We start from the raw sequence: 25,848 nt of genomic DNA on the forward strand, positions 1-25,848 counted from the left end.
GTGTTGAGTTTAATTCTGATTCTAAAATCCTATTCAACTAGTGGGGATTGATTACAACTCGGATGCACGAAAATAGTATCAAGTTATTAACGGCCGAATTTGCGAAAAAAATAGCGGTACTTAAAAAATGCCGCGAATTCGAGATTCACGGCATTTTAGAGCAAGACCAAAACATTCAAATTTTTGAAACAATCTAACCCAAGTATTCTATTTATGCGTTCGGATAGTAAAATGAATTCGGTGTAATAGATTCGTTTTATAAAATCTAGATTTTTTCCATAAAAAAATAAATGTTTTAAAATTTGTAATACGACTTAATCTGTGGGAACTCTCACAATCGTGGATTTACAGTTAAACTTTGAAAATTGTGGGAACTACTATAAAATACAAAAAGAATCATCGCTCTCCAATTTGATTTTTGCACAAAACCACTATTTTACGACCATCAGCAAAATTTAAATCCCATTTTAATGGGTTCGGTGTAAGAAATAATTTTCTAAAAGTAATAGTTCCTCTAATTTTAGAATTTGTTCGTAAAAATCGTGGTTTGCAGTAGCTCCCACATCATTTTACGGACAAACCTAAGTTTTGTGTGAGTTCCTAGACTTGAATACGACAGATTCAATTGTTATAAACTTCTATTTTTTAAATTATGGTAGTTCCCACAGTTTAGGAATCGATCTGTAAAGTTCAGATTTCAACTTTTTACAGAATCATGGGTTTCTTATGCCAAACTCATGTAAGTTTAAGGAAGTGTTTTATTGAGTTTTGAACGCGACCTGCAAAGCAACCATAAAGAACGATACATTAAGTTTTCTCTATATTTATATTCAACGATGCTGAAAGCAGCAAAATCGCCGGAGTAATCTACATACATTAGAGAATTAAAATATGATGATTCATATTTCTTAAAAAATAACGTTTTATCATTTTGTTCACTATCTAAAAATGAGCGAACAAAACTCACCCACTGAAATCACTTAAAAAACGACTTTATATAAAACATGATAAAAATTGAAAATGATTCAAGAATTTAAATTCAAAAAAAGCTTTTTCAGAATTAGAGAGTTCTCAAGAATATCTTTTCTCAAAAAAAATACCGCACTAAAAAGTAGTGCGGTATTTTCCGTTAACTTAAATTAAATTCTAAAAAGAATTAGTATCTAGGATAAGTTGCAGGGCAAGTTCCACTAATTTTTACGTTTGCCTCAGTTCCAACTGTTTGTTTATTTCCAACAGCTTCTTCGTCAAAGTCACCATATTGACAAGTAAGGCTAGTAAAAAGAACCTCAGTTGCAGACTGTGCCTGAGCAGTAGTAATCATAGTGTCCAAAAGGCCACCTGTCATTGCACCATTAAAACCAGCAAGTGGATCATAAAGTGCAAAAGCAATTTTTTGAACGTCTTCAGTTTCTTTAGATAACAGATCTTTTCCGCAAGCTAAAGTAGCAGCAGCAGAAGCAGGTTGTAAAGCAACCGCAGTACCAATAGCTCCAAATGCCACTATAGCAGCTCCGGATTTACCAACAGTTGTAAGTTCAGTAACATTGATTAAGCGACCTTTAGCAGCTGCATCTGCAGTCCATTTAAAGTTGGACGCAGAAACCGCTGTTAACTTTTGCTTATATGAAAGGTTCGTTGCCATATCCGTTGCAACTGAACCAGCAATCGTAGAAAAACCAGCTGCACTCAATGCAATTAGTAAATTCTCTTTTGCTTTTTCAGAAGAACAAGTATAAACCGTTTTTCCGAGATAAGCAGGATCTACACTAAAGTTACCACCAAAAGTTAAAGGATTGAGATTCCAACCTGTTAAACCACCACCTGATGTTGAACATGTACCAATTGCAAGAGACTGTTGCACTTTAAGTACCGTTGCATTATTAATTGCATTTTGAAGAACAGTACTAACTACAGAGCAATTGGTACCAGCGGCATCTGCTTTATCTTTAGCTGCCTGATAAGATGCTTTAACCGAAGTTACGACCGCTTCCGGATTGTTAACAATAGTAGTTACATTAAATGTATTGTTACAAGCCCCTTTTGGTCTAGTATTACCAGTTGCTTGATAAGTAGGTATTCCATCCCCATTACCGTCACTTTTAGCAAGTGTCACGCAATTTCCGCTTGTTTGATCTGCTAAATACAAAAGTGCCAACATAACAACATCGTCATCATCGTCGTCACTTTTACATGCCGTTAAAGCAACCGTAAGAGCTGCTACAGCGGCAATTTTCATTATGTTTCTTCTCATAAAGAAAGAACCTCTTGTGATTTTTAAGTGATTATGAAATCACTTTCTGGTCTATAATATTCCTTAAGTGTAGAAATTAGGTCAAATACTATACAGAAAAGTGAATCTTTTTAGGCCATAGTTTTTATAAAAAATATCTATATCTTATGTCTCATTCCTCTATATTTTTTATTCAAAATATAATTTGAGAATACTTTATAAGATTATTAATTTCTATGGCAAATTTTAAGACTCGCTCCCTTTCGTAAGTGCCTCAATAGGTATCAAGAAATTACGACTGAGTCGGATATTTTATAGAATATTCCTTTCAATTTATTGACTTAAATTGAGAAGCTCGGTTTACAATCTGGCCTTCCAATATAGGGACAAGAAGTCCAAATTTTTATCGAGGTAGGCATATTTAAGGTGAATTCGATATAACAAAAGTAATTATTCTATGTGCTCATTGAGCGGCAATAGAAGCAAGACGTTGAGCTTAGGAAACAAAATTGAATTTAAATTCCGAAGGAATTGAAACATTATACTTCAATCCAATAGAACAGCATTGAGTTTGAGAAACTCTATAAAACGCTCTTATGAAGGTGTTTCTGATCGCACGATGATCGCCAAGATTTTCTTACGCGAATTTGCTCTATTTAACGTGAGTTTGGTGAAAAAAAGTTTCATCGTAACAGGATTTGTGAGAGTTCCCACAAATTTTGTCACCTTGCAAATTTTTAAATACATGTTTTGTAATTTAGTTCGCCCGTATTAGTTTCTTACATTTTTCAAAATTGAACCATAAAACTCGAATTTTGTGGAGTTCCCACATTTTATTTTTTGCGAATAATTACTAAAGAATTATATATTAACGTGAGTTTGACTCATGATTCATTTTTTGAAAAAGCTGAGATTTAAACTTTATAAGATCGATTCGTTTTAATGAAAAAACGGAAGAAGATTAATTTTTCAACAACTTTATTGAACTCGCGTTAATTCACTGATTTTGAACAAATCTTTTGGTATGAACGTGAATTCAGTATAACGCGAAAGGGATCGATACATTCAAAACTCAGCAGAATGCCTTCCTTAACTCAATGTATCGCTATGGATCGTTCGACAGGTCGCGTTTGAACTCAAGCAAAACGCTCTCTACCATAACCAACCCACACAAGTATTTGGATCTCAATATAAATCTGTCGGAATTACTACAAATCCTCTGTAAAACTTACACCTGCAACGCGATCCATAGAGAGCGTTGCATGAGTTTTTCAACGCGATCCATAGAGAGCGTTGCATGAGTTTTTCAACGCGATCCATAGAGAGTGTTGCATGAGTTTTTCAACGCGATCCATAGAGAGTGTTGCATGAGTTTTTCAACGCGATCCATAGAGAGTGTTGCATGAGTTTTTCAACGCGATCCATAGAGAGTGTTGCATGAGTTTTTCAACGCGATCCATAGAGAGTGTTGCATGGGTTCTCCCTAATTTAACGTGAGTGCATGTAAGAAAGTATTTAAATAAAAAGCAGGACCACGTTTTCAGTTCCTATCAATCAATAGAAATCGAGTATATTCTAATTATCTAAAATATATTTTAAAGGGGAAAAATCCTCCCGAATACCAATCCTTAGAGAGGCATTCGTTGAGTTTTTCGAATGGCCCGATTAAGTGGGAAGAGGAAATGCTTGGGGGATTTTCTCTATCAGAAAAACATACTTTTTGCAAGTAACAAACCTCATCCTTGTCGGAACACTTAGCGTCCTGAATCCTTCTGATTCTAAAATCCTATTCAACTTGTGGGTTGGTTATGGCTCTCTACGGATCACGTTTTCTAAATTGAAACTAAAGATAATTGTTATATAATGTTTCCTGTATGCGACTTATTGACCAGAGCTAAAAAATCCGGTTCGGCTGCCTATGGCAAACCGGATTCGTCCCGGTTTTCTTAAGTCCTACTCACGTTAATTAGGAACGGGAACTTTTATAAAAATAGATTTTTAATTTTCTAGGCAAATGCAAGCGGTGATCTTATGTAAAAATTTCATTGAACGACAACGGCTATTTTGAATTTTATAAAAATTTCTTTAAACTTTTCGTTTAACAAAACGAAAACAATCCGTTGTATGATCCATTATCATTCCTGTCGCTTGCATAAACGCATAACAGATTGTGGGACCTACAAATTTAAATCCTCTTTTTTTAAGAGCCTTGCTCATTGCGTCGGATTCGAGGCTTTTGTTCGGTATATCCTTGGTCGTTTTCCAGGAATTATAAATCGTTTTATGATTTACAAAATCCCATATAAATCGATCAAAGGTTCCATACTCTTTTTGAATATTCAAAAATTCTTGTGCATTTTTTATAACGGATCTGATTTTTAACTCATTACGTACAATCCCTTGATCTTTTAAAAGAGACTGAATTTTCTTTTCTTTATAAGCTGCCACTTGAACAACATCAAAATCGTCAAAAGCCCTTCTGAAATTTTCCCTTTTTTTTAAAATCGTAATCCAAGAAAGTCCAGCCTGCGCTCCCTCCAATACCAAAAATTCAAATAAGAGTCGATCATCATGTACAGGGACTCCCCATTCTTGATCGTGATATTTCACGTAATCCGGATCTTCAGTAACCCAAGCGCAACGTTTCAATTTTTTTTCTCTTTTCATCTTGATTCAAAATTTCTCAGAACTATAATATAATAAAGTATCTAGAATCTATCTCAAAAAATACTTTATCTTTGTTTAAAATACCGGTTATTTTTACTACTCGGACACATGAAAATCGTACCAAGTTATTAACGGCCGAATTTGTGAAAAATAGCGGCACTTAAAAAATACCGCAAATTCGGGATTTACGACATTTTAGATCAGGACCAAAACATTCAAATTTTTGAAACAATCTAACCCAAGTATTTCTATTTATGCGTCCGAGTAGTAAAATGTGGGATCTCACACAAAAAAACAAAGGTTTCAAGTTAGATATAATTTTTGCGTCTTTCTAAAATTGCCCATTCATTTTCTGATAGTATTCTCATACGCTCGAGTAATAAAACGGCTTCTATTGTTTTGCGCTGAACAGGAGTTTTATAATAAAAATTTATAATATTCGATTTTATAAAGATCTGTAAGAAGCTAAATTTTTAAAATCTAATCTATGAATAGAAAATAAAATCAGAGTTGTTAAAAAATCAATTGTTTCCGTTACATTGAAATGGAAACAATTTTGCTAATCTCCACTATGGAATTTTTCAACAACTCTATTGTAATATCTCTTGAAAAAATCCCCAAAAACCTTTTCGGTGCGTTTACTTTCAAAGTTCCATTTACACAAATATAATTCTGCTCGGTCATCACCATCGCGCTACGTGATCTTCGGCCCAACCTTGACCGTTTGCAATTTTATATTCGTTTTTTCCGAGTCTAATTACACCTTCAAATTTTCCGATCATCTGATGCACAGAAGATGCAAAAATTCCAACATTTGTTGAAGCTTTTCTATGAAATTCCGGCAGAAACCTTAAATCTATCGCTTGAGAATCTTTTGTATAAAGACGCCAAGGTTTCATCCAGTTTTCACGATCCATTTCAAAAATCGCATCAGAAGGAATTTTATAAATTCTACCGTTGATTAAAATGGCATTTTCAGTTGTACCAGTTCCGTCCGTCCATCCAGCTCCTAAATTGATCCCGATCGTATATCCTGCGTTATGCGATACCATAGAAGCCCAATTCCATTTTGTGGAATAAGGCCATACTCCCCTTCCGTAATCCATACAAGCAAAAGAAGATTTAGGCTCGAACTTATATTCCATTGCTCCGTAACGAACAAATCCACGAGCTCCGACTCCGAATAACTTTTCGGTAAACTGAAATTTTCTTTTAGACCAAGGTACAACTACGTTTAAGGTTTCCCAAGTTTCGGAAACAGGAACCTCTATCTCAGCTTGAATCGGAATTTTATTTTTAAGAGAAAAATTGACCGAAAGACGATAACCTTCCTCTTCTCTGAAAAATTGAAGACGAGCATTTTTTCCTATATAAGTCGCGTTACTTACTACAAGTTGACCTAAGTTGACTCCAGAGCCGAAAGGAGTTAGAACGGTTCCTTCCTCAAAGTTCCCCGTTTTTCGATCGAGCCAATATACAAAAATAACTCCCGCATAATCCACGTTAGATATTGTAAAGGATACTAGAAAATTCTCATCATAGATACACCAGTAATTCCATTTTTTCTTTCTCAAGTATTTCCCACTTAAGTTACATCGATGGATTGGTTTTTTAGACCAACCTACGGCGTTCAAATTGAGATTTCCGGATTTATCGCAAAGGTTCGTTTCTTGTCTTATTTCAGTCTCTAAGTTCATCTTAAGAACACTTTTTGTAAGTTATCTGCACGGACCCAAAAAGTCGACTTCTTTCTTCCACATTTGTTATCTAACTTCGGATAGGTCAAAACACCCTATCCTTTCGAGAACTTCTTTTCGTAAGAATCTCCGATCTTTTTAGTCGAAGAAAGTATCTAACGTGAGTTCGTTGAGTCTCCGCGGTAAAATTCAGTACCGCGTGAGCGCGACAGGGATCGATGAATGAACTAAAGCACAACGCTTTCCTGAACTCAGCGTCTCGCTTCTACGGTCGCTCGACAGGTCGCGTTGTGAATCAAGTTATTGGTATTTTAGAAAAATATAATATAGATTTGTTGTATTCAGACTTACTTTTGCAATACGTTAGCGGGAGTCGCCCAAAGCAGAACTTAATTTATTTAGAATAGGAGTTATATTTTGGTTCGCGTCTATCTTTTTCTTTTTATATTCATTCAAGCTTGTTCGCCTATCGGAGAATTACTGAATTTAAACGAGTCGAATTCGAAATCATTCGATCCATTGTGGATCGCAGGTCTACTTCAAAGTAACAACCTCTCGACTTCTCCTAATGACTCGGATACTTCGAAAGAAGACATCGTAAATAAAAATTTCGTTCCGGAAGATGCGGACATTCCGGAATGGACTTTATTAGTTGGAGCGCCTAACGCAAGTATTACAGATTCAGCGCTTGCAATTGATAGAAATGGATTTATCTACATTGCTGGAAGTACCAATGCCAGTATTTACAGAGAAAATCTGATTGGAACCAAAGATATAATTCTTGCAAAATTTAATTCTCGAAAACAAACAATCTGGACAAAACAAATCGGAGTTCCAGGTGTACAATTAGATGTCGCCGATGTTGAAGTAGACCGAAGAGGAAACATTTACGTAGTAGGCCAAACATCTGGTAATTTTGCAGGACGACTTACAGGCCAGAGAGACCTATTCGTGATTAATTCAATACGAACGGAAATGAAATCTGGAGAAAACAAAGAGGATTCAGAAATCAGCTTTTTACTCCTGAAAAAGCCTTCATAGATCGATTCGGAACTTCCCACATTGTCGGTAGCTTCTCATCAGAACGGATTGCAGGACCAGCAACTGGGTTTCTATTTAAAATAGACAGTCAAGGAAATTGGCGTAGAGACTTAAATATTTCAATTCCAAATGCATCTGTCTATGCACAAAGTGTCACCGTTGCAGAAAACACGGAAGATATATTTATAACCGGCACTACAAATGCAAACTTACAAACCAATACAGTTCCTAGTATAGGTAATTACGATCTTTTTATTCTTAAATACGATAGAAGTGGAAGAAGACAACTCTTTACACGACTCGGCCTGGCCTTGAGTGACTCTGAAGGCAACTCTATCGCTGTGGATTCCTTTGGAAACGTTTTTGTAGGTGGAATGAGTAACGCAAATTTTGAACCAGTAGGCGATGTTGTTGAAAGTCGTCGTGGAATTTTAGTAAAATATAATTCTCTTGGTGTTAGACAATGGATTCGATACTTAGGCCCGGCCGAAGATCATAGAACCACTTCCGTCACCGCAATCACTATAGACCCGGAAGGAAATATTTTTACAACCGGCAAAAGCAATCATATGGTAGATGGGAGACAGAACGGGATCGGGATGGATTTACTTCTAACCAAACATGATTCGTTAGGAAATGAGGTATGGATCCGACAAATTGGAATCGATGGAGCAACGATCATAGGAAATGAAATTGAACAAGATCAACAAGGAAATCTTTATTGTACAGGATCTACCGAAATCTCAATCAACGAGGTTGCTACTCAAGGAGATATTGATTTATTCCTTCTAAAACTTAGATAGCGCAACCAAAACAATAACTTACAATTGAACTTGTGATGAATTTAACTACTCTGTGGGCCACTCGATTACATGAGTAGCCCTTCGATTAAAGTTTCTTGGTTCTGTTGTTCCTTATGGAAAATTCTTTCGCAAGGCTTCCTTTGAAATATTTCCATCCCAATCCGTTTGAATGAGAAGAGCATCTATATATTGAGCCGGTTTTTTCTTCGTATAAGAAAGAATTACATAACCCTTGTCGTTTTTTAAAATCTTATTCGCCATATAAAGCCTTTGAGAATGTTTTTTTTCCCAGACTTTTTTTCCGTTGGAATCGAACTTAACTAAAACCATAGGCCCTTCTCCATCAGAAAGAACTCCGAAAAAACCCTGATCCGGGGATTCTATAATAGGTCCCATAAAATTATGACCACCTAATCTTTGTTTGGTTTCCCAGATCGTTTCACCTTTTGGAGAAAATTTCAAAAGCCAAACCGCTTGTTGATTTGATCCAGATACTCCTCCAGATAAAAGTAAATTTCCATCGGAAAGTTTGAGAATAGAAACTGCAAAATCCTCTATATTAGGACTTCCGAATCTTTTTTTCCAAAGCTGTTTTCCATCCGAATCATATCGATGTAAAACCAAATCTCTTTGAGATTCTCTACCAGATACGTTATCCGTGCTTACCGCAAAAATGATTCCTTCTTCATAAGAAATGTTTGCGCTAGAAGCATATTCTAAATCCGGAATGTGTTTTGAGTTCTTAACGGAACCATCCTTACCCAAAAGAGTATAAAAAAATCCTGTCTTTATTCCGTTTACTACGGTAGTAGTATTTCCTCGTTGTTCCGTCGATTCCGTTCTGTAAGAAACTGAAACAAGCGCCCTGAATTTTTCATTGGAAAGTTCTTGGAGATGAAATATATGTGGATCTTCAAATCCACAAACGTCATCACAAATTTCTTTCGCCTCTATAATTTTATCAGAAATCAAACTTCCTTGTCCGTCGTATTTAGAAAATACAATCTTTCGATTGTAAGTTCCACTTCCGATAGAACCTGCGGTAACAAAACCTCCGTCTTGAATCGCTATAAGATTTTCTCCTCGCACGCTATCGTGACTATGAACACTGACTGTATAACCTCCCATGTCTACGGGTATACTCGTAAAAAGATATTTCCACCAAACTGGATTCCCAAATGTATCAATCTTTGCGGACCAAGCAGCACTATATTTTTTTTGTTCTATCTTAAGATTTGTATCTTGCCTGGAACAATCGTTAGAAGAGCCTACAACAATGTAAGTTCCATCTTTTAAAGAAACCAATCCAGATGGAAGTTCCTCCGGACATTCGTTGGGTTTTAATCCATTGTATTGTTCACCACCGAAAATGGTCTGCCAAATAGAATTGTTTTGTGCAAAGGCAGAAGTTGCACAAATCAGAAAAATAAAAAAAACAAATATTCGTTTCATCGTATGGTCCTTGTGAAATGGAATGTATCAAAGAGATTTTAAAATTGTAAAGAATTTATTTTTTAAACTTGAAACAGAACTTCGCATTCGGTTGATTACAAAATAACTCACTTACAAATCATACAAAACAATAATCTATATAAAAACGAATCCGGATTCATTCAGGGAAAAAATTCAAATATTCCTCTTACAAAAAATGCGTCTAAAAAATTTAAAACAATCAACTCATTACAATTTTGATTCGAACTTTATTTCTTTGAGACTTAAGAATAATTATTAAATTCGTATTTTAGAATATTCAAAAAAACTTACTCTTATTTCAAAAAATTCTTAACTGATAAATTAAGAATTCGCTGCAAAATTATAGTTTTTTTAAGTTCCGATCTTTTTAGGATTTTATAGAAGTTTAAGGGAAAGTTTTAACACAATTGATAAAAAATATACGTTTCAACTTAAACCGAGGATTTTTTTATATTCAATCAAAAAGGATCTGCTTAAAAACAGATCCTTTTGTGTTCTATTTTATCTGCCGTATTTTGCTAAAATCTGTGCTTCGCCAATTTTAAGTTGATTGATATAAAATCCGATCAAAGCTCCAGAAGAATTTTGATCCGCCGGAATTTTATCCTTGAGAGCATACACCGTAAAATAATAACGATGCGGCTTATGACCTTTCGGAGGACAAGGACCACCGTAACCAGATGTTCCAAAATCGGTTCTACTTTGAATCGCGTCTTTAGGAAGCAGATTTTTTTCTAAATTTCCGGCGTTAGCTGGAATCGAAGTAGTAGTAGACGGAAGATTAAAAACCACCCAGTGCCACCATCCACTTCCAGTCGGAGCGTCAGGATCATACACGGTTAACGCAATACTTTTAGTATCTTTCGGAAGGCCCGTCCAAGATAGAGAAGGAGAAACGTTGTTTCCGGAACACCCAAAGCCGTTAAACACTTGTTCGTTGGCGATTAATTTAACCGATGTCAACTCAGGACTTTTCAACTGAAACGGTTCCGCTTGAAGCCAGCTAACGCCGAACAAAAAAACAAATATAAACCATTTGATTTTCATAAAATCAAAATCCTCCTAGATAAACTTTAAATTAGGAATCAAGTAAAACTATGCAAGACGGATTTGGAAATTTTTGAAAAATCAAATGAAAATTTTTAGCTATTTAAGAAATTGAGAAATCTTGAATATACAAAAAAATATTCTTTCTTTTTAAGTTTTTGGCAGACTTCTAAACTAAAACATCCGAAAAAATTTTCCCCCAAGGGTTCGCATTTTCAATCGATTTTAATTGACATAAATTACTTTTTCGTTTTGTTAAATCATTTTATGAATCCACCATCGATCTTATAAAAATAATTAAGAAATTCATAAAACACTAATTTTTTATATTTTTATTATTCAAAATTATATAATAACAGATTAGTTAATATTTCGCTCCAACAGAGTTTTTAGATAAAACTAAAAATATTCAATTCTATAACATTACTCACACTACAGAATAAAATACCTAATCCAATAGTTTACGTTTTAATCATAGAGTTGTTGAAAAATAAATTCTCCATCTGTTTCTATTTCATGGAAACGAGCAATTGAAGTGGTTTTGTTAGTTGAACTATGGAATTTTTCAAAAACTCTAATATAGATCTGTCGGAATTACGACAAATCCTCTGTAAAAAGATCGGCCCCGCCCGCGTTTTGGGTGGTGGTGGGAAAATTTGAAAGATTTTTCTCTATCAGAAAAACATACTTTTTGCAAGTAAAAAGCCTCATTCTTGTCGGAACACTTGCATAATGTGCGTTTTTGATCCCACAACGCGACCCTTAGGAAAGCGTTGTGCTGAGTTTCAAACGCGACCTGTCGAACGACCCATGGGGAACGAGAGACGGCTTTAGTTTGAGAGAGCATTTTTCTGAATTCCTCTACGCTTCAATCGCTTTCGTATTGGATTCTATCGAACAACGGCACTTGTGATGAACATTAAGTATTCAATTTTATAGGATCAGTATTTTTATAGAATAACTGTCCCAAAACTTTGAGGGTATAAACGATAGTTTTTAAGAAATTTCTAATACAATTCTGAAGTTCCTGCAAAAAACCGTCTCATCCGGACAATTTTCTAATAATCTCCATCATCAATCTTTCAGTTTTGAGATAGGCTCAAAATAAATTTTTAATTTCTCCGGCAATCTTAGAACAAAAGTTTCATGCAGAAATTTGATTTTACTACGAAAATTTAACAAAAACGAACGATGAATTTTTTGCGAAAATAAAGCTTTATAAAGCGCTGTTATTTTGAAATTTATAACTTCTTTGAAGAAAACTTTTCTCAGAGTTATAAAATAGAAATACCTAAAAGACTGTCTTAAAACTGGGATTTATCTCAAAATTTATGGTACTTATTTTATGTAGGTCGTAGAATAAACTCATAGTATCATTTTCGTGCGTTCTTTGTAGTAAGATCATTTTTTTGGATTTTATAAAAGTTTTTAAAAAGAAAAACTAAATTAGAATCCATCTTAAATTGAAAAATAATAATTCTAATAATTCAATTTCTGCTTTAAACCGTTATTTTAACGAAATTCATTCAATTAAAAAAATTTTGTCTTATTCAATCCAACAAAACTTTTCAGAAAATTAAACCTAATTTGATCATTTACGATTCTGATTCTCATTTTATAAAAAACATAGTTTTGAATAGAGTTATGAATAATTGTAAACAGATATTCATCAAACTTGTTTCAAATTAGACAATTAAAAGACAACATATCGTTTTATTCTAATAAAAGAACGATTTATCGTTATTCTATCTTAAGAGAAAATTAAAAACCATCTTTCTTTTTTTAATTTGTTTTGAGGTATTAAAGCGAATTCTTAAATATTCATTCGAAAAATTTTTCATTCAGATTACTTGTCGAAATAATTCTAAATAAAATTTTGTCCAAACTAAAACAAGGTTTCAAGAGAAGTTTATCTGATTCAAATTTCCTTATTTTTGAATATGTAAATTAGAAACTATTTCAAAAGTACTTTATATTTATTTAAAATAGTATTTAGAAATTTTTGAAATAAATTTTAGTTTGCCCCTTGCACAATGGCACAAACGTTTGTGCGTAACCTGAACGATCGGAGAAATGATATGAAAATAATAAAATTTTTAAGAATTGCATTTCCGATCCTTATTACGTTACCCGCATTTTCTGAAACTATTCCTTGGAACGAAAATCAAATTCGTCTTGGAATTTACTCTCAAATTTTAGAAGATCCAGATTCCAGTCTGACGATTGAATCCGTTCAAAACAAAGAATTTCAACAATCCAAACAAATAAATCCTTCTTTCGGGTTTACGAAATCCGCTTATTGGTTGAAGTTTTCGTTTCATAATCCGGAAGAAACTTTTAAAGAAAAACTTTTAGAAGTTACGTTTCCATTGATCGACGAAGTAATTCTATATTCTCCCGAAAATGGAACATATGAACAAACTATCGTAGGAATAGAAAAACCTTTTAAGGACAGGCCTATCGAAAGTCATACCTTTGTGTTTCCAATTCATGCTCCTCCAGGTGTATCCACTTTTTATCTTCGATTTAAAAACGAAGACAGTATGCAAATGCCTCTGATTCTTTGGGAGCCTGACGCGTTCTATAAGAATATTAGAGATATTCAATATATTAATGGACTCTATTTCGGAATTCTGATCGCTATGGCTGTGTATAACTTGTTCCTCTTATTTACGGTAAGGGACAAAAGTTATTTCTTTTACGTTTTTTATATTCTCTGTTTCGCTATTTTTTTAATGTCTCAATACGGATTTGCCTACGAATATCTTTGGCCAGAATTTTCCTGGGGAGCCAGACGAATGAATCCATTCTTGGCCGGTCTTTTGGAATTTAGTATTCTGCTTTTTACAAAAGACTTTTTGGATACAAAGAACACGTTTCCCACCCTGCACAAATACAATCGTGTTTTAATCGTTCTTTGTGCAATGGCTTCGTTCTCTTCTTTTTTTGTGAACTTAACTCAAGGAGCGTTGCAGGTCGCGATCTTAGGTCTTTTAACCGCGATTTCCATATTGGTTTCGGGAATAAAAACGTTGATGTCAGGTTTTCGTCCTGCTCGTTATTTTATGATCGCATTCTCGGTCTTACTTTTAGGAGGAGCGTTCTACGCATTAAAAACCATAGGAGCCATTCCGGTTTCTTTTGTTACGGAATACAGTATGCAAATCGGTTCCGGTTTGGAAGTAACCTTACTTTCTTTAGGACTTGGAGACAGAATCTCTCTTTTGATTAAAGAAAAACAAGCCAGACTGAACGAATCCTTTGCAAGATTTGTTCCTTCTAAACTCATCCATCTTTTGGGAAAAAACGAAGTGATCCAAGTTGCGCTCGGTGATCAGATCCAAAAAGAAATGACCGTTTTATTTTCCGATATTCGTTCTTTTACCGAACTTTCTGAAAGTATGAATCCACAAGAAAATTTTAATTTTCTAAACTCTTATTTAGAAAGAATGACACCGGCAGTCGAAAAACATTCCGGAACCATCGATAAATTTATCGGCGACGCGATTATGGCGCTTTTTGAAACAAACGCGGAAGACGGTTTGATGGCTGCTATCGAAATGCATCGTCAATTGAAACTATACAACGCGGATCGAGATCGCCACGGTTATAAGCCGATCGAAACAGGTATCGCCCTTCATAAGGGACCTGTTATGTTGGGTACGATCGGTTCTAAAAACCGAATGGAGGTAACTGTAATTTCGGATACGGTGAACACGGCCTCCCGCATAGAAGGTCTTACTAAAAATTACGGAGCAAAAATACTCTTGAGTGAAACTGCGTTTTCTTCCTTAAAAGATCCTTCCCAATTTCTATATCGTTATCTAGGTAGAACATTTGTAAGAGGGAGAAAAGAAGATCTTTCTATATTAGAATTTTGTGATACAGAAAGCGACGAGGCGGAACAATTCTTTAAAACAAAAAGTAAATTTGAAAGAGGAGTTTTCCATTTTTTTGAAGAAGAATATACTTTTGCATTCAATCATTTTAGGGACGTCTTATCGGAATATCCTACTGATTCTGCATCTGCTTGGTATTTGCAAGCTTGTAGAACTTCTCTCAAAAGCGAATAAATTATATCTACTCATAACTATATAATAAAATACTCAATATTCTACATTACTTAGAACTGTACAACAAAACATCCAATCGTTTACGTTTCAACCCTATAAATTCTGCGTATTAAAGTTTGGACGAATCCGGCTTTGCCGGACCGGGCTCTTTAGCTCCGGTCAAGTTATTGTATATAGGAAATATTATATAACAATCTTCTTTAGTTTCAATATAGAACGCGATCCATAGAGAGCGTTTTACTGAGTTCAGGGAGTGATACGGCTTGAGTTTGAGAGAGCCATAACCAACCCCACAAGTATTTGAATCTCAATATAAATCTGTCGGAATTACGGCAAAATCCTCTGTAAAAAAGATCGGCCCCGCCCGCGTTTTGGGTGGTGGAGGAGAGGTGGTGGGAAAATTTGAAAGATTTTTCTCTATCAGAAAAACATACTTTTTGCAAGTAAAAAACCTCATTCTTGTCGGAGCACTTGAAAAATGTGCGTTTTTTATCCCACAACGCGATCCGTAGAGAGCGTTGTGTTGAGTTCAAACGCGATCTATCGAACGACGGCACTCATGATGAACAATTTAGGTACTGATTTGATAGAGATAAGTAGTTTCACAAAAATTGTGGGAACTACTACATTTTTTAACTACAGAGATACATTCTTAATTACTTGAAACTTTTTCTACGGATTGAGTTTCCGAAGAATTCATAATTCCATAAAATAAAATTCCGTGAATTTCTCCCTGTAATTGCATCATCGAATAAGGAGAATTTAAAAGAAGCTCTGGAGTTGCAGTCATTTCGATCGCTGAATTCAAAAGCGCCGCAAAAATCGTAGGATCCAAATCCTTACGAATTTCCCCTTTTTCAATCCCTTGTTTAACAAGAGCTTGAACCGATTTAGCAACGGATTCCATTCTCACTTCTTTAATATAAGCGTAGTGGTCCGGAGCCTGATCCCTAATTTCTAAAATGAACTCATTCGCTCCAGTGGGAAACTGACTGATTTTAAATTCATTGATGGCCTGGATTTTTTCATGCACCGATAAAGAATCATCTTCACTGATCTTCTCTAAAGTAGAGCTCATTAAATTATGTTTATGGGAAAGAATCTCAAACAGAAGATGATTTTTGTTTTCGAAATGTTTATATAAAGTTTTACGTGAAATTTTCAGAACTCTTGCAATTTCCTCCATTTTAGTTTTTGCATATCCGTATTTTAGAAAAAGCTCAAGTGCTTTATCCATAATACGATGTTTTACTTCATCCTGATCCATCACTTTCATTTTCACTCACTCGCGCCATTTATGAAACTCTTTTTTTAAATTCGACAAAAATTCAAAATCAATTAAATCATAAACGGCGAGAGTAAATTCTAATTCTTATTCATTACTTATGAACTACTTACGCATCAGGATTCGGTGAATTTCGTCTTACCATCTGATTGAGTTTTTCTATATAAGAAAATGCTGCAGGAACCACTACTAAAGTGAGAACCGTAGAAGAAATCAATCCGCCAATGATCGCAACACCCATACTCGTTCGTTGACGAGAAGCTTCGTTCAAGCCGATTGCAATCGGCAACATTCCCGCGATAAGAGCAAAAGAAGTCATCAAAATCGGTCTCAATCTTTCTCTTCCCGCTTCGATAATCGCTTCTTTCATTTCTTTACCTTGTGACAACAATTGATTGGTAAAGTCCACAAGAAGAATCGAGTTCTTGGTAGCGACACCGATCAACATGATCAACCCAATCATGGAAAAAATATCCAAGGATTTTTGAGTAATAAAAAGAGCGATAAAAGCTCCACAAAGCGCAAGAGGTAACACGAGCATAATCGCAATCGGCGTAATAAAACTTTCATAAAGAGAAGCAAGAACCATGTAGATAAATAAGATCCCAAGTCCCATTGCAATCGCCATAGAAACTCCCATCTCTTTAAAACTTTCCGCTTGTCCGGAATATCCGATCTTCACACCCGAAGGAAGAGGAATTTCAGTCTGACTGATCTTTGCAACTTCTTCCATAGCCCCACCCATTCCAGGACCTTTAGGATTTACGTCCGCATAAATTTCCACGGCCTTATTTCGATTGAGACGATTGATCGTTGCAAGACCGGTGGATTCTTCCGCTTTTGCTACGTTTTGAATCGGAATCAGTCTGTTGTTAAAATTAGGCACAAAGGAACTATAAAAATTTTCCTTTAAATCTCTTTGAGAATCTTTCAGTCGAACACGAATATCATACTCAACTCCATTTTCTCTATAAACCGCAGGTGTGGTTCCTTCTACAAGAGTTCTCAACTCAGACCCTATGATCGTTCCAGGAACTCCTAAAAGTACTTCCTTTTCCCGATCCGGAACCACTCTAAACTCAGGGGCTCCCGTTCTATAACTTGTATCTACGTCTAAAAGTGCCGGAGATTTTTGAAGACGTTCGAACAACTTCTTAGCATAGTCTTCAACAACTTCTCTCTTTTGACCGCTGACCGTTAGAGTAAAAGGTCTTTGTCCTCCTCCCACATTGTCTACGTCCTTTACGATCGGATTGGCGAAAGAAAATTCTGTCAGTTCCTTACGAAGAAACGCTTTGAACTGAGTTGTGTTCATCTTCCTATCTTTAGAAGGAACCATTTCTACGAACATATTAGTGCTACGGTTCGTGTTAAACATAGAAACAATTTTGATTTCCTTATAAGAACGAATCTTTTGATCTACTTGTAGAGCAATCTGAGACATTTTTTCCAAGGACGTTCCTGGCGGCATATCCAAGGTCACAGTAAATTTACCCTCGTCCTGAGCCGGAAGGAACGTCTTAGGAATAAACTTAGTCAAAACCAAACTGACTACGAAAATTAAAACCGCTCCGGAAAGTATAAAAAAAGGCCTTTTTAAAGTGAACTTCAGAACGGAAGCGTATTTTTCTTCCAACCAAGATTGAAAAACATTAAAAATACTTAATATAGAATCTAGGCCTACCTCTAACTTTCCTAAAACAAACACGATAGGAGAAAATACGGTGGATAAAATTCCTTTGGAGGTCTTATTCTGAGAACGGATTTTAGAATAAGCGATCTCTTCCAACGTCGTAGCACCTTTTGTTTTTCCTTTTACTGCTTTGGTTGTAATTTCGGGAATCGATTCAGAAGAAGAATTGTGCGCGTGATTTCCTACCTTTCCACCGAAATACGCCGACAACATAGGAGCAATCGTAAGCGCGTCATAAAGAGAAATAAGAAGAGCAAAACATACTGTCAGTCCAAACTCTCTTAGAAACTGTCCTACAATTCCACTGATAAATGCGATCGGCATAAAAACTGCAATCACTGTCATTGTAGTAGCGATCACCGCAAGTGTTACTTCTTTGGTGCCTTCGATAGAAGCTTCTCTCGCAGTTTTTCCCATTTCTCTGTGTCTGAAAATATTTTCTCGAACTACAATCGCATCGTCGATCAGAAGTCCAACCGCAAGACTGAGAGCTAAAAGAGTCATCACGTTTACGGTAAAACCAGCAATCGCCATAAGTATAAACGCACCCAACAAAGAGTTTGGAAGTGCAAGTCCAGTAATCAAAGTCGAACGAACACTTCCTAAGAATAACAACACTACAATGATCGTAAGTATGATTCCGATGATAATCGTTTCTTTTACGTCATAGATATTGTTGTCGATCGTTATGGAAGAATCATTGGTAGACGTCAACTCTGGCGAACCGTTACGTTTCAAAAGATCTTGATTGATTTCTAGAACTTTCTTTTTTACAGATTGTGCAACCGCAACCGTATTAGATCCGGACTGTTTATATACCATTAGAAAAACGGCTTTTCTACCGTTTAGATAAGCACGGGAGGTTTCGTCTTCAACTGTATCCTTGACTTCTCCTAATTGTCCGATTTTAATAGGAACTTCATTTCCAAAAAGAGAGATGGGAGTGTCTCTGATTTCTTCGGGAGATTGGAATTCGTTGATCGTTCTATATACAAGCTCCTTATCGGTCTTACTAACTTTTCCGGCGGGAATGTTCATACCTCCCGAAGCAAGTCGATTGGACACGACCGAAGCTGGAATCATATGTTCTTTGAGTTTGTTCCGATCTAGTTCTACGTGAATTTCTCTTTTACGTCCTCCGTAGATGGTTACGTTTCCTACGTCTTTGGTGGAAAGAAGAATCTGCTTCACTTCTTCATTGGCAATATCATAGAGTTCCGCATCCGGTAATTCGGCTCTCAGTGCAACGATTACGATTGGTTGATCCGCTGGATCGATTCTTCGGATGACTGGTTCTTTTGCGTCATTTGGTAATTTCGGTTTAACACTAGATACTTTATCCCGAACTTGTTGTTCTGCATATTTTACATCAGTTTCCAGAGTAAATTCTACAATAACGGTCCCCACTCCTTCGTTACAGACCGCTCTAACTCTTTTCACTCCTGAAATCGTAGATAGTTCGTCTTCAACCGGTTTTGCAATTAGTGTTTCGATTTCGTTAGGAGCTGCACCTGGATAAGGCACAGTTACGGTCACGACCGGAATCGTTACATTGGGAAATAAATCTACCCCCAACTTGCTCAAAGAAAGGTATCCCGCGACCAGGATGAGTAAGACCGTACAAGTGACGAAAATCGGTCTTTGAATCGAAAGCGAAGCCAAGCTCATTTTGTGAACCTCCTAATTTTACCGGCTGACCAAAACGTAAAAACTATAAGACTTTTCCAACTGGAAACAATTTTTGAATTATTTGTTTTTCATCAACTAAGAATTTCTTATACCAAAGTAGTTATCTGGAAGTTCCTACAGAATGTGTCAAGGTGTTCTAAACTCGAAAAGTTAAAGATTATAAATGGATTTAATTTGATATGCGGAATATTCAAATCTGCTGAATTTGTGGGAACTACTTTATCATTAAAGGAGTTCGACGTAAGGAACCCATGATTCTGAAAAAAAGTTGGAATCTGAACTTACAGATTGATTCTTTAAATGTGGGAACCACTGCAAAACTTAGGTTTGTCTGTAAAATAACGTGAGTTCGACATAAGAAAACCGGGGCGAATCCGGCTTGCCACAGGCAGCCTCTCAGCTCTGGTCAATAAATTGCATACAGGAAACATAATACAACAATCGTCTTTAGATTCAATTTATTGACCCTAAAACGCTTTAATAAAAAGCGTTTTGCTGAGTTCAAACGCGACCCTGCAGAGCGACCCTTAGGGAGTGATGCATTGAGTTTCAGGAGAGCGTTTTGCTTTAGTTCATTCATCGATCCCTTTCGCGTTACGCCCTGCTCATGTTAAAATAAATGATGTGGGAACTACTGCAAATCACGATTTTACGAACAAATTCTAAAATTGTAGGAACTCATACTTTTAGAAAATTTTTACTCAGCCAAACTCACGTATTCTATAGCCGTAAGCAAAATGTTTCGTTTATAGGTTTATTTTTTCGTAAAAGAAATTGGATATAACATCAAAGTTGTGGTAGTTCCCACAGATTACGTCTCATTCCAGCAACTTAAAGGTTTTGAAAACTCCAATCAATTCACTACAAGACTATCAACGAGAATTACTTACACAACGAAGATACCCAGAAACATTTTTTGGAGAAGTGATGTTTGTAGAACCGTTCGTAAAATTCACCTTCCAAGCAACTGCAGAATTCTGAGGATCACTCGTACTACTCCAAAATTCAATTAGACTTCCAACAGGATTTCCAGGAAACCAATCCTTTCGAATTGTAGGAGCTTCATAACTGGTTCCAGAAGAAGCACAGGTTTTAGAATTATCTTGTGACAGAGTCAAATCAGTTCCGTTAGAACAAAATACAATTCCCTTTAATTCGGAATGAGTGGGAACTCTCCAAGTTGCAGACTTACCGGAAACCTGAAAAGTGGAACAAGAATCAAAAGCAGATCCAGAAATTAAAGTGCCTCCCGAAGTTCCATTACATTGGTTGTCTAAACTAGAACAATATTGAGGAGAAACTAAAAAACCGGTACAAGAATCGGAAGCGGCATTGTATGTCTGGCCTCTAGAACACCTCATCCAAGTAAGACCGGTGGACGGGAAAAAGATCGTTTCTCCTTGGATCACCGGAGGAGAAGCCGCAGTCGAAGACAAGATCAATAACAAAGGAACTAAAGATTCTTCTTTTTTTTCATCGGAAGAAACCAGATCCTTAAAAACAGGATTTAAATAACAAGCAGAGCTTAAAAATAAAAAAGAAGAAATAAAAATTCTTAAAAAAAACATTCGAACGTTATTCGCCATTGAACCCACTCAATCTTGAAACCGAACTCTTTGTACGTCCGAACGACGAAAGGTTCTTTCTTTACCTTTGTAAAATAAACGTACACCCTCCCCGTCCATACGAGTCACTGTACCTTTTGCAATTTCACCCGACTTTAAATACAAAAGAGAAAGGTTTTTAGATTGTTTTACTTCCTTATTCCAAGTGTTGTCCAATTCCTCTTTGAAAGAAGCATGAATCCTTTCTTGCAATTCTTCTTTCCATTGTCTTTCGTTTTGTCTAATATAATCTTCTTTAATCTTTGTAGTATCAATTTTAGAGACTTCTTTTTCCGGTTTTTCAGCTGGAGGATTAGAAATAGGAACTACTTTGGAAGAAACGATTTCTTTAGTATCACAATTTTCTGCGTCGATGGTTTTACGAGTAACGGAGGCGGCAATTCCCAAGAAAGTACTGAGTATTCCATCCAACCAAGTAGTTTTCAAACTCACTCGATACGTTCGATTTTGATCCGGTATAATTTCCGAATAATTGATCTTATTGATAGGAATCGAACCGAATAAAATATACCACTGATGTTTTTTACCGATCGATTTGCAACCGTCCGAATTAGAATTCTTTTGAGGACCGGTAATAAGCTGTCCTCCTTTTACCGAACCCAATTCTAAACTTGTACAAGAATATAAGAAAAACAGAATCAATGTAAAGAATCCAAACCGAAATAAAACCAAAAAAGAATATAAAAGACTCAATAGATTCTTCACTTACAACGAACTCCCAACTTCACAAAATGACGTGCTGTTGGTATGTTTTTAGAAACTATTCTAAAAGCGACTTTTTTTCTATAAAGGCCGTATCAAAAGCTTCTATTTTATTTTCAAACAGATTTTGAAATATGCCTCAGTCCATTTTTGAGATGAATTCTGGCAACTTGGAAATAATTAACGCAAGTTCATCATTGTAAGAAATCCGTTTTATCTCGAAAAAATAAAAACGAATGTGGAAATTCGTATCCATCTATATTTTCAAAATAAATCTTGAAAATGGAAGAACTTATACTATTTAGAACTATATAAACAAAGTACCCAATATTTTGGATTCCCAAAAGTGTTTTATAATAAAAACTTATAGTATTTAATTTTATAGAACTCAAATTACTAATCCTATAAAACCGAAGTACCACAATCGAAATTTTATCGTAAAAGCCAGTTTCAAATAAAGTATTAGACACTCTAAATCTTCCCGAGTAAATGAACACGGTCGTATAAAAAGAAGTTTGATACAACCAATGATTTTAAAAAAAAATTCCAAACAAGCAGATGATCTCAAACAATTTGAATCTTAAAAAACTAGAAACTCCAAAATTCAATCCAAGAGGAATTTTAAAATTTCCTTTTATACAAACGGCTCTCGCTTCCTTAAAGTGGAACCTACCGAAAGAAATGACCTTCTTAAAAAATACAGAAAGAATGATCTTAGACGTCGGTAAAGGAATAAGGTTGGAAGGCTACTTAAATAAACAAAAAAATCAAAAGCCAAAAGGGTTTTTAATTCTATTACACGGTTGGGAAGGCAGCGTTGATTCAACTTACATTTTGAGGACTTCCAACTATTTTTATGAAAAAAGATATGATATTTTTCGTTTAAACTATAGAGATCACGGAGAAACACATCATCTCAATCCAGAACCGTTTAACGGAAGTTTGCTGGAAGAAACATACGAAGCCATTCTTAAAGTTGCGACGTTTGCAGAAAAGGGAATTCCAATTTTTATCATCGGTTTTTCCTTGGGAGGAAATTTTACTCTTAGAATTGCTAGACTTCATTCTCAATCAAAAAATAAAATCAAACAACTTAAAGAATGTATCGCTATATCACCTGCAATTCATCCGAAAGATGCAACAATTCTAATGGACCAAAAACGAATCATAGGTAGATACTTTCTTAAAAAATGGAAACAATCAATATTAAAAAAACAGAAACATTTTCCCACTTTAATTCCTTATGATAAAATCCTAAAGGAAAAATCCGTAATGAAAATGACCGAGAAGATGATCAATTCTACCGAAGAATTTAAGGATCTAGATCATTACTTCGGGACTTATACTTTAGGAGAAAAAGAACTTTCTCAAATCTTAATTCCAACCACCATTTTGACTGCAAAAGATGATCCAATCATTCGTGGAGAATCCTTTCTTTCTCTTCATCCCAATCGAAACGTAAGAATATCCATTCAGGATTTTGGAGGGCATAACGGTTTTCTAGAAAACTGGAAAGGAGCTTGCTGGTATTTTCGCGTTTTAGACGAAATTTTTAGTGCGCATTAAAACTATATAATACAAAACCCAATCCAATCGTTCACACTTCAAACCTGTGAATTCAAAGTAAGAAAACCGGGGCGAATCCGGCGTTGCCGGACCGCGCTTTCAGCTCCAGTCAATAAATTGCATGAAAGAAACTTAATACGATAGAGTTGTTGAAAAATGAATTCTCCATCTATTTCTACTTCATGAAAACGGTCGATTGAAGCAACTTTATTAATCCGGCTTTTTCAACAACTCTAATATATCATATTGAATTACAATTTATTGACTACGCTTCAATCGCTTTCGCATTGGATTATAGAACTTACATGAAACGGCACGTTGTGATAACATTTACAATTACTCATAAATATATAATAAAATCATAATATTTCACATGAAATCAGCGTTTTGTGATAGAATCAACGGTAATTATTTTTATAGGGATCAGTAGAACACATAAAAATAATCCTAAACTTGTTTCAAAACCTAAAATGTAAGAACTTCTTCAAAAAGCTAACAAATCCGGGTTAAATGTTATTTTTTGAAACCTTCCATATCTTTGGTAAAATTAATTGTTAACTTTGGTGTTATTTTTATGCGTCCTACTCGTAATTACTCAACTTTATAGAGATGCGTAAAGCATACTTTATAAATTTCTAATTAACCATTCGGAATTCCATAAAAAGCGTCATACCTGGACGTTTACAAACTATAGTGATTTTACATCAAAATCTTTAGATCTTGGGACAAATGTTAATAGAGTTGTTGAAAAATTCCATAGTGAAGATTCGTAAAATTGCTTCAATTGTCCATTCAATCCAATACAAACAGATCAAGAATTAATTTTTCAACAACTCTATTATGATTCCTACATTTTATTTGCTCGAAAGAATGAGCGGTTTTTTTCTGCTATACTTACAAAAGGATTTTAAGATGAAAAAAATAATCTCATTCTTCTTTGTCATTTTCATTTGTACTGAAATGGCGGCAGAAACAAAAAGAGGGCCTCTTTTTTTTGAACTTACTTACGGAGAAGGATTCGATTATTTGAAGACCAACACGAATAAAATCGATCCAAACTCTATGAACCGGGATTTTACATATGGCAACTCTGAAATTTTTGGATACTACGCAGGCGGAATCGGTTCAACCGAAGATAAGTTGTTAAGCGCATATTTATTTGATCAGGCGCCTAAACCAAAAATTACCGGACAAAATTCTTCGTTCTTATTCGAATATTTAATAAAATCAAGATTTGGAATTGGATTGAGTCTCAATCAATCCCAATTTCAAGCGTCTAATCTTTCCTTTTCAAAATTCGATTTTTTATTAGTCACTGGATTTGCTCGTCTTACCGATCCTTCTTTTCAAAACGTCTCGTTCGACCAACTAACAAAATTGGAAACAACCTTTCCTTATTTTACCTATCACAATAACGAGTTGATGAAGGCAATGACGTTTAACGTTCATTTTTCCTATCACTTTTTAGAAAATTCTACATTGGATCCGTATGTTAGGGTTTTGTTCGGATATGGAAGAGACTCCGTTTCCAATTCTAAACTTTTTCAAACAAGTTTAGTAATTGGCTCTCGTTACTTTATTACAGATCGAGTTTATCTTTTAACGGAATTAGTTGGTACAAATTACGACGCTTATTCAAAAACCTATGGAAATTTGAAGGATCTATTCAATGAAAAGGAAAAACATATCTGGTCCTTACAAGAATATTCTGCAAAATTTGGAATCGGTTTGAACTGGTGAAATTCTTCTGAACTCAAGATGTCTCGCTCAAGAACTATAATAACAAGTCACCGAATTTTGTATTGAAATAAGGTTTTACGATTCAAATTTATGGTACTCGATTTTATAGGTAATCAGTAAAACTCTAATTTATAAATTTTGTAAGAATTCCCATACATTTCAAAAACGTAATATCAAATGGTTATTCTTATTTTGTATTTACTTGAATACTTACTGCTCGGACGCATATTCTGAACCTATTTCAAAACTTAAAATGTGGGATCTCACACAAAAACCAACGATTTCAAGTTAAATATAATGTTTTGAGAATTTCTGCGTTTTTGTAAAATGGCCCATTCATTTTCTGGTACTATTTTCAAACGTCCAAATAGTAAAGGTTAAAAATATAGCAGTTCCCACATTTTATTTTTACTAAAAAACTCAGTTGAATTTGTTTCAAAATCTTTGATGCCAAATCTCTAATAACAAAATGTAGGAATTCCTATATAAAATTTTTCCGTAAAATCGCTGTTTT

Annotated in this window: 12 protein-coding genes and 1 pseudogene; 4 read left to right on the forward strand and 9 right to left on the reverse strand. The window is 35.2% G+C overall.

Features of this window, described 5'->3' with window-relative positions:
• Positions 1–1,156 precede the first annotated feature (1,156 nt).
• The 3 genes from LEP1GSC049_RS218930 to LEP1GSC049_RS218920 form a co-directional block, all read right to left on the reverse strand.
• On the reverse strand, positions 1,157–2,254 hold the full coding sequence (locus LEP1GSC049_RS218930; RefSeq protein ID WP_078131782.1) for a lipoprotein LipL36: 1,098 nt from the start codon (positions 2,252–2,254) through the stop codon (positions 1,157–1,159).
• A 2,064-nt stretch (positions 2,255–4,318) separates the two neighbouring features.
• Positions 4,319–4,900, reverse strand: a complete 582-nt coding sequence (locus LEP1GSC049_RS218925) for a DNA-3-methyladenine glycosylase I (RefSeq protein ID WP_016560664.1) — start codon at positions 4,898–4,900, stop codon at positions 4,319–4,321.
• Between the two features lie 683 nt (positions 4,901–5,583).
• Positions 5,584–6,597, reverse strand: coding sequence for a DUF2804 domain-containing protein (locus tag LEP1GSC049_RS218920; RefSeq protein WP_004759519.1), 1,014 nt, complete (start codon positions 6,595–6,597; stop codon positions 5,584–5,586).
• Positions 6,598–7,014: 417 nt separating this feature from the next.
• On the opposite strand from LEP1GSC049_RS218920, the pseudogene LEP1GSC049_RS02000000224560 reads away from it, so the two are divergent.
• Positions 7,015–8,441, forward strand: a pseudogene (locus tag LEP1GSC049_RS02000000224560) (SBBP repeat beta-propeller lipoprotein, LipL53 family).
• A 111-nt stretch (positions 8,442–8,552) separates the two neighbouring features.
• On the opposite strand, the gene LEP1GSC049_RS218915 reads toward LEP1GSC049_RS02000000224560, so the two are convergent.
• Together LEP1GSC049_RS218915 and LEP1GSC049_RS218910 are read right to left on the reverse strand one after the other, a co-directional pair.
• Positions 8,553–9,893 carry a PQQ-binding-like beta-propeller repeat protein gene (locus LEP1GSC049_RS218915; RefSeq protein ID WP_016560627.1) on the reverse strand — a complete coding sequence of 447 codons (1,341 nt, stop codon included), beginning with the start codon at positions 9,891–9,893 and terminating at the stop codon, positions 8,553–8,555.
• Positions 9,894–10,415: 522 nt separating this feature from the next.
• The gene (locus tag LEP1GSC049_RS218910; protein WP_004755087.1) at positions 10,416–10,961 is read right to left on the reverse strand and encodes a YbhB/YbcL family Raf kinase inhibitor-like protein; all 546 of its coding nucleotides are present in this window, start codon (positions 10,959–10,961) and stop codon (positions 10,416–10,418) included.
• A 2,078-nt stretch (positions 10,962–13,039) separates the two neighbouring features.
• On the opposite strand from LEP1GSC049_RS218910, the gene LEP1GSC049_RS218900 reads away from it, so the two are divergent.
• Positions 13,040–15,034, forward strand: coding sequence for a 7TM diverse intracellular signaling domain-containing protein (locus LEP1GSC049_RS218900; protein WP_004755398.1), 1,995 nt, complete (start codon positions 13,040–13,042; stop codon positions 15,032–15,034).
• 652 nt (positions 15,035–15,686) lie between these two features.
• On the opposite strand, the gene LEP1GSC049_RS218895 is transcribed toward LEP1GSC049_RS218900, so the two are convergent.
• The 4 genes from LEP1GSC049_RS218895 to LEP1GSC049_RS218880 all read right to left on the reverse strand — a co-directional run bounded on the left by LEP1GSC049_RS218895 (position 15,687) and on the right by LEP1GSC049_RS218880 (position 22,031).
• Complete coding sequence (locus LEP1GSC049_RS218895; protein WP_004753502.1) at positions 15,687–16,310, reverse strand: TetR/AcrR family transcriptional regulator; 624 nt, start codon at positions 16,308–16,310, stop codon at positions 15,687–15,689.
• A 118-nt stretch (positions 16,311–16,428) separates the two neighbouring features.
• Positions 16,429–19,680, reverse strand: coding sequence for an efflux RND transporter permease subunit (locus LEP1GSC049_RS218890; RefSeq protein ID WP_004754866.1), 3,252 nt, complete (start codon positions 19,678–19,680; stop codon positions 16,429–16,431).
• An 893-nt stretch (positions 19,681–20,573) separates the two neighbouring features.
• Positions 20,574–21,287: an Lcl C-terminal domain-containing protein gene (locus tag LEP1GSC049_RS218885; RefSeq protein WP_004754243.1), complete on the reverse strand. Its 714-nt coding sequence runs from the start codon at positions 21,285–21,287 to the stop codon at positions 20,574–20,576.
• A gap of 9 nt (positions 21,288–21,296) precedes the next feature.
• The gene (locus tag LEP1GSC049_RS218880) at positions 21,297–22,031 is read right to left on the reverse strand and encodes an LIC_13076 family protein (protein ID WP_004759484.1); all 735 of its coding nucleotides are present in this window, start codon (positions 22,029–22,031) and stop codon (positions 21,297–21,299) included.
• 555 nt (positions 22,032–22,586) lie between these two features.
• Here LEP1GSC049_RS218880 and LEP1GSC049_RS218875 point away from each other — a divergent pair.
• Both LEP1GSC049_RS218875 and LEP1GSC049_RS218870 read left to right on the forward strand, forming a co-directional pair.
• Positions 22,587–23,594 carry a YheT family hydrolase gene (locus LEP1GSC049_RS218875; RefSeq protein WP_004754865.1) on the forward strand — a complete coding sequence of 336 codons (1,008 nt, stop codon included), beginning with the start codon at positions 22,587–22,589 and terminating at the stop codon, positions 23,592–23,594.
• A 912-nt stretch (positions 23,595–24,506) separates the two neighbouring features.
• A complete protein-coding gene (locus tag LEP1GSC049_RS218870; RefSeq protein ID WP_004763381.1) occupies positions 24,507–25,334 on the forward strand; it encodes a hypothetical protein in 828 nt (275 codons plus the stop codon).
• Positions 25,335–25,848 lie beyond the last annotated feature (514 nt).

This window comes from Leptospira kirschneri serovar Cynopteri str. 3522 CT, assembly GCF_000243695.2.
Classification (GTDB): Bacteria; Spirochaetota; Leptospiria; order Leptospirales; family Leptospiraceae; genus Leptospira; species Leptospira kirschneri.

Coding starts and splice junctions, on each gene's coding strand:
- LEP1GSC049_RS218910 (WP_004755087.1), bottom strand. CDS start 10,961: ATGAAAATCAAATGGTTTATATTTGTTTTTTTGTTCGGCGTTAGCTGG.
- LEP1GSC049_RS218925 (WP_016560664.1), bottom strand. CDS start 4,900: ATGAAAAGAGAAAAAAAATTGAAACGTTGCGCTTGGGTTACTGAAGAT.
- LEP1GSC049_RS218900 (WP_004755398.1), top strand. CDS start 13,040: ATGAAAATAATAAAATTTTTAAGAATTGCATTTCCGATCCTTATTACG.
- LEP1GSC049_RS218895 (WP_004753502.1), bottom strand. CDS start 16,310: ATGAAAGTGATGGATCAGGATGAAGTAAAACATCGTATTATGGATAAA.
- LEP1GSC049_RS218875 (WP_004754865.1), top strand. CDS start 22,587: ATGATCTCAAACAATTTGAATCTTAAAAAACTAGAAACTCCAAAATTC.
- LEP1GSC049_RS218885 (WP_004754243.1), bottom strand. CDS start 21,287: ATGGCGAATAACGTTCGAATGTTTTTTTTAAGAATTTTTATTTCTTCT.
- LEP1GSC049_RS218920 (WP_004759519.1), bottom strand. CDS start 6,597: ATGAACTTAGAGACTGAAATAAGACAAGAAACGAACCTTTGCGATAAA.
- LEP1GSC049_RS218890 (WP_004754866.1), bottom strand. CDS start 19,680: ATGAGCTTGGCTTCGCTTTCGATTCAAAGACCGATTTTCGTCACTTGT.
- LEP1GSC049_RS218915 (WP_016560627.1), bottom strand. CDS start 9,893: ATGAAACGAATATTTGTTTTTTTTATTTTTCTGATTTGTGCAACTTCT.
- LEP1GSC049_RS218870 (WP_004763381.1), top strand. CDS start 24,507: ATGAAAAAAATAATCTCATTCTTCTTTGTCATTTTCATTTGTACTGAA.
- LEP1GSC049_RS218930 (WP_078131782.1), bottom strand. CDS start 2,254: ATGAGAAGAAACATAATGAAAATTGCCGCTGTAGCAGCTCTTACGGTT.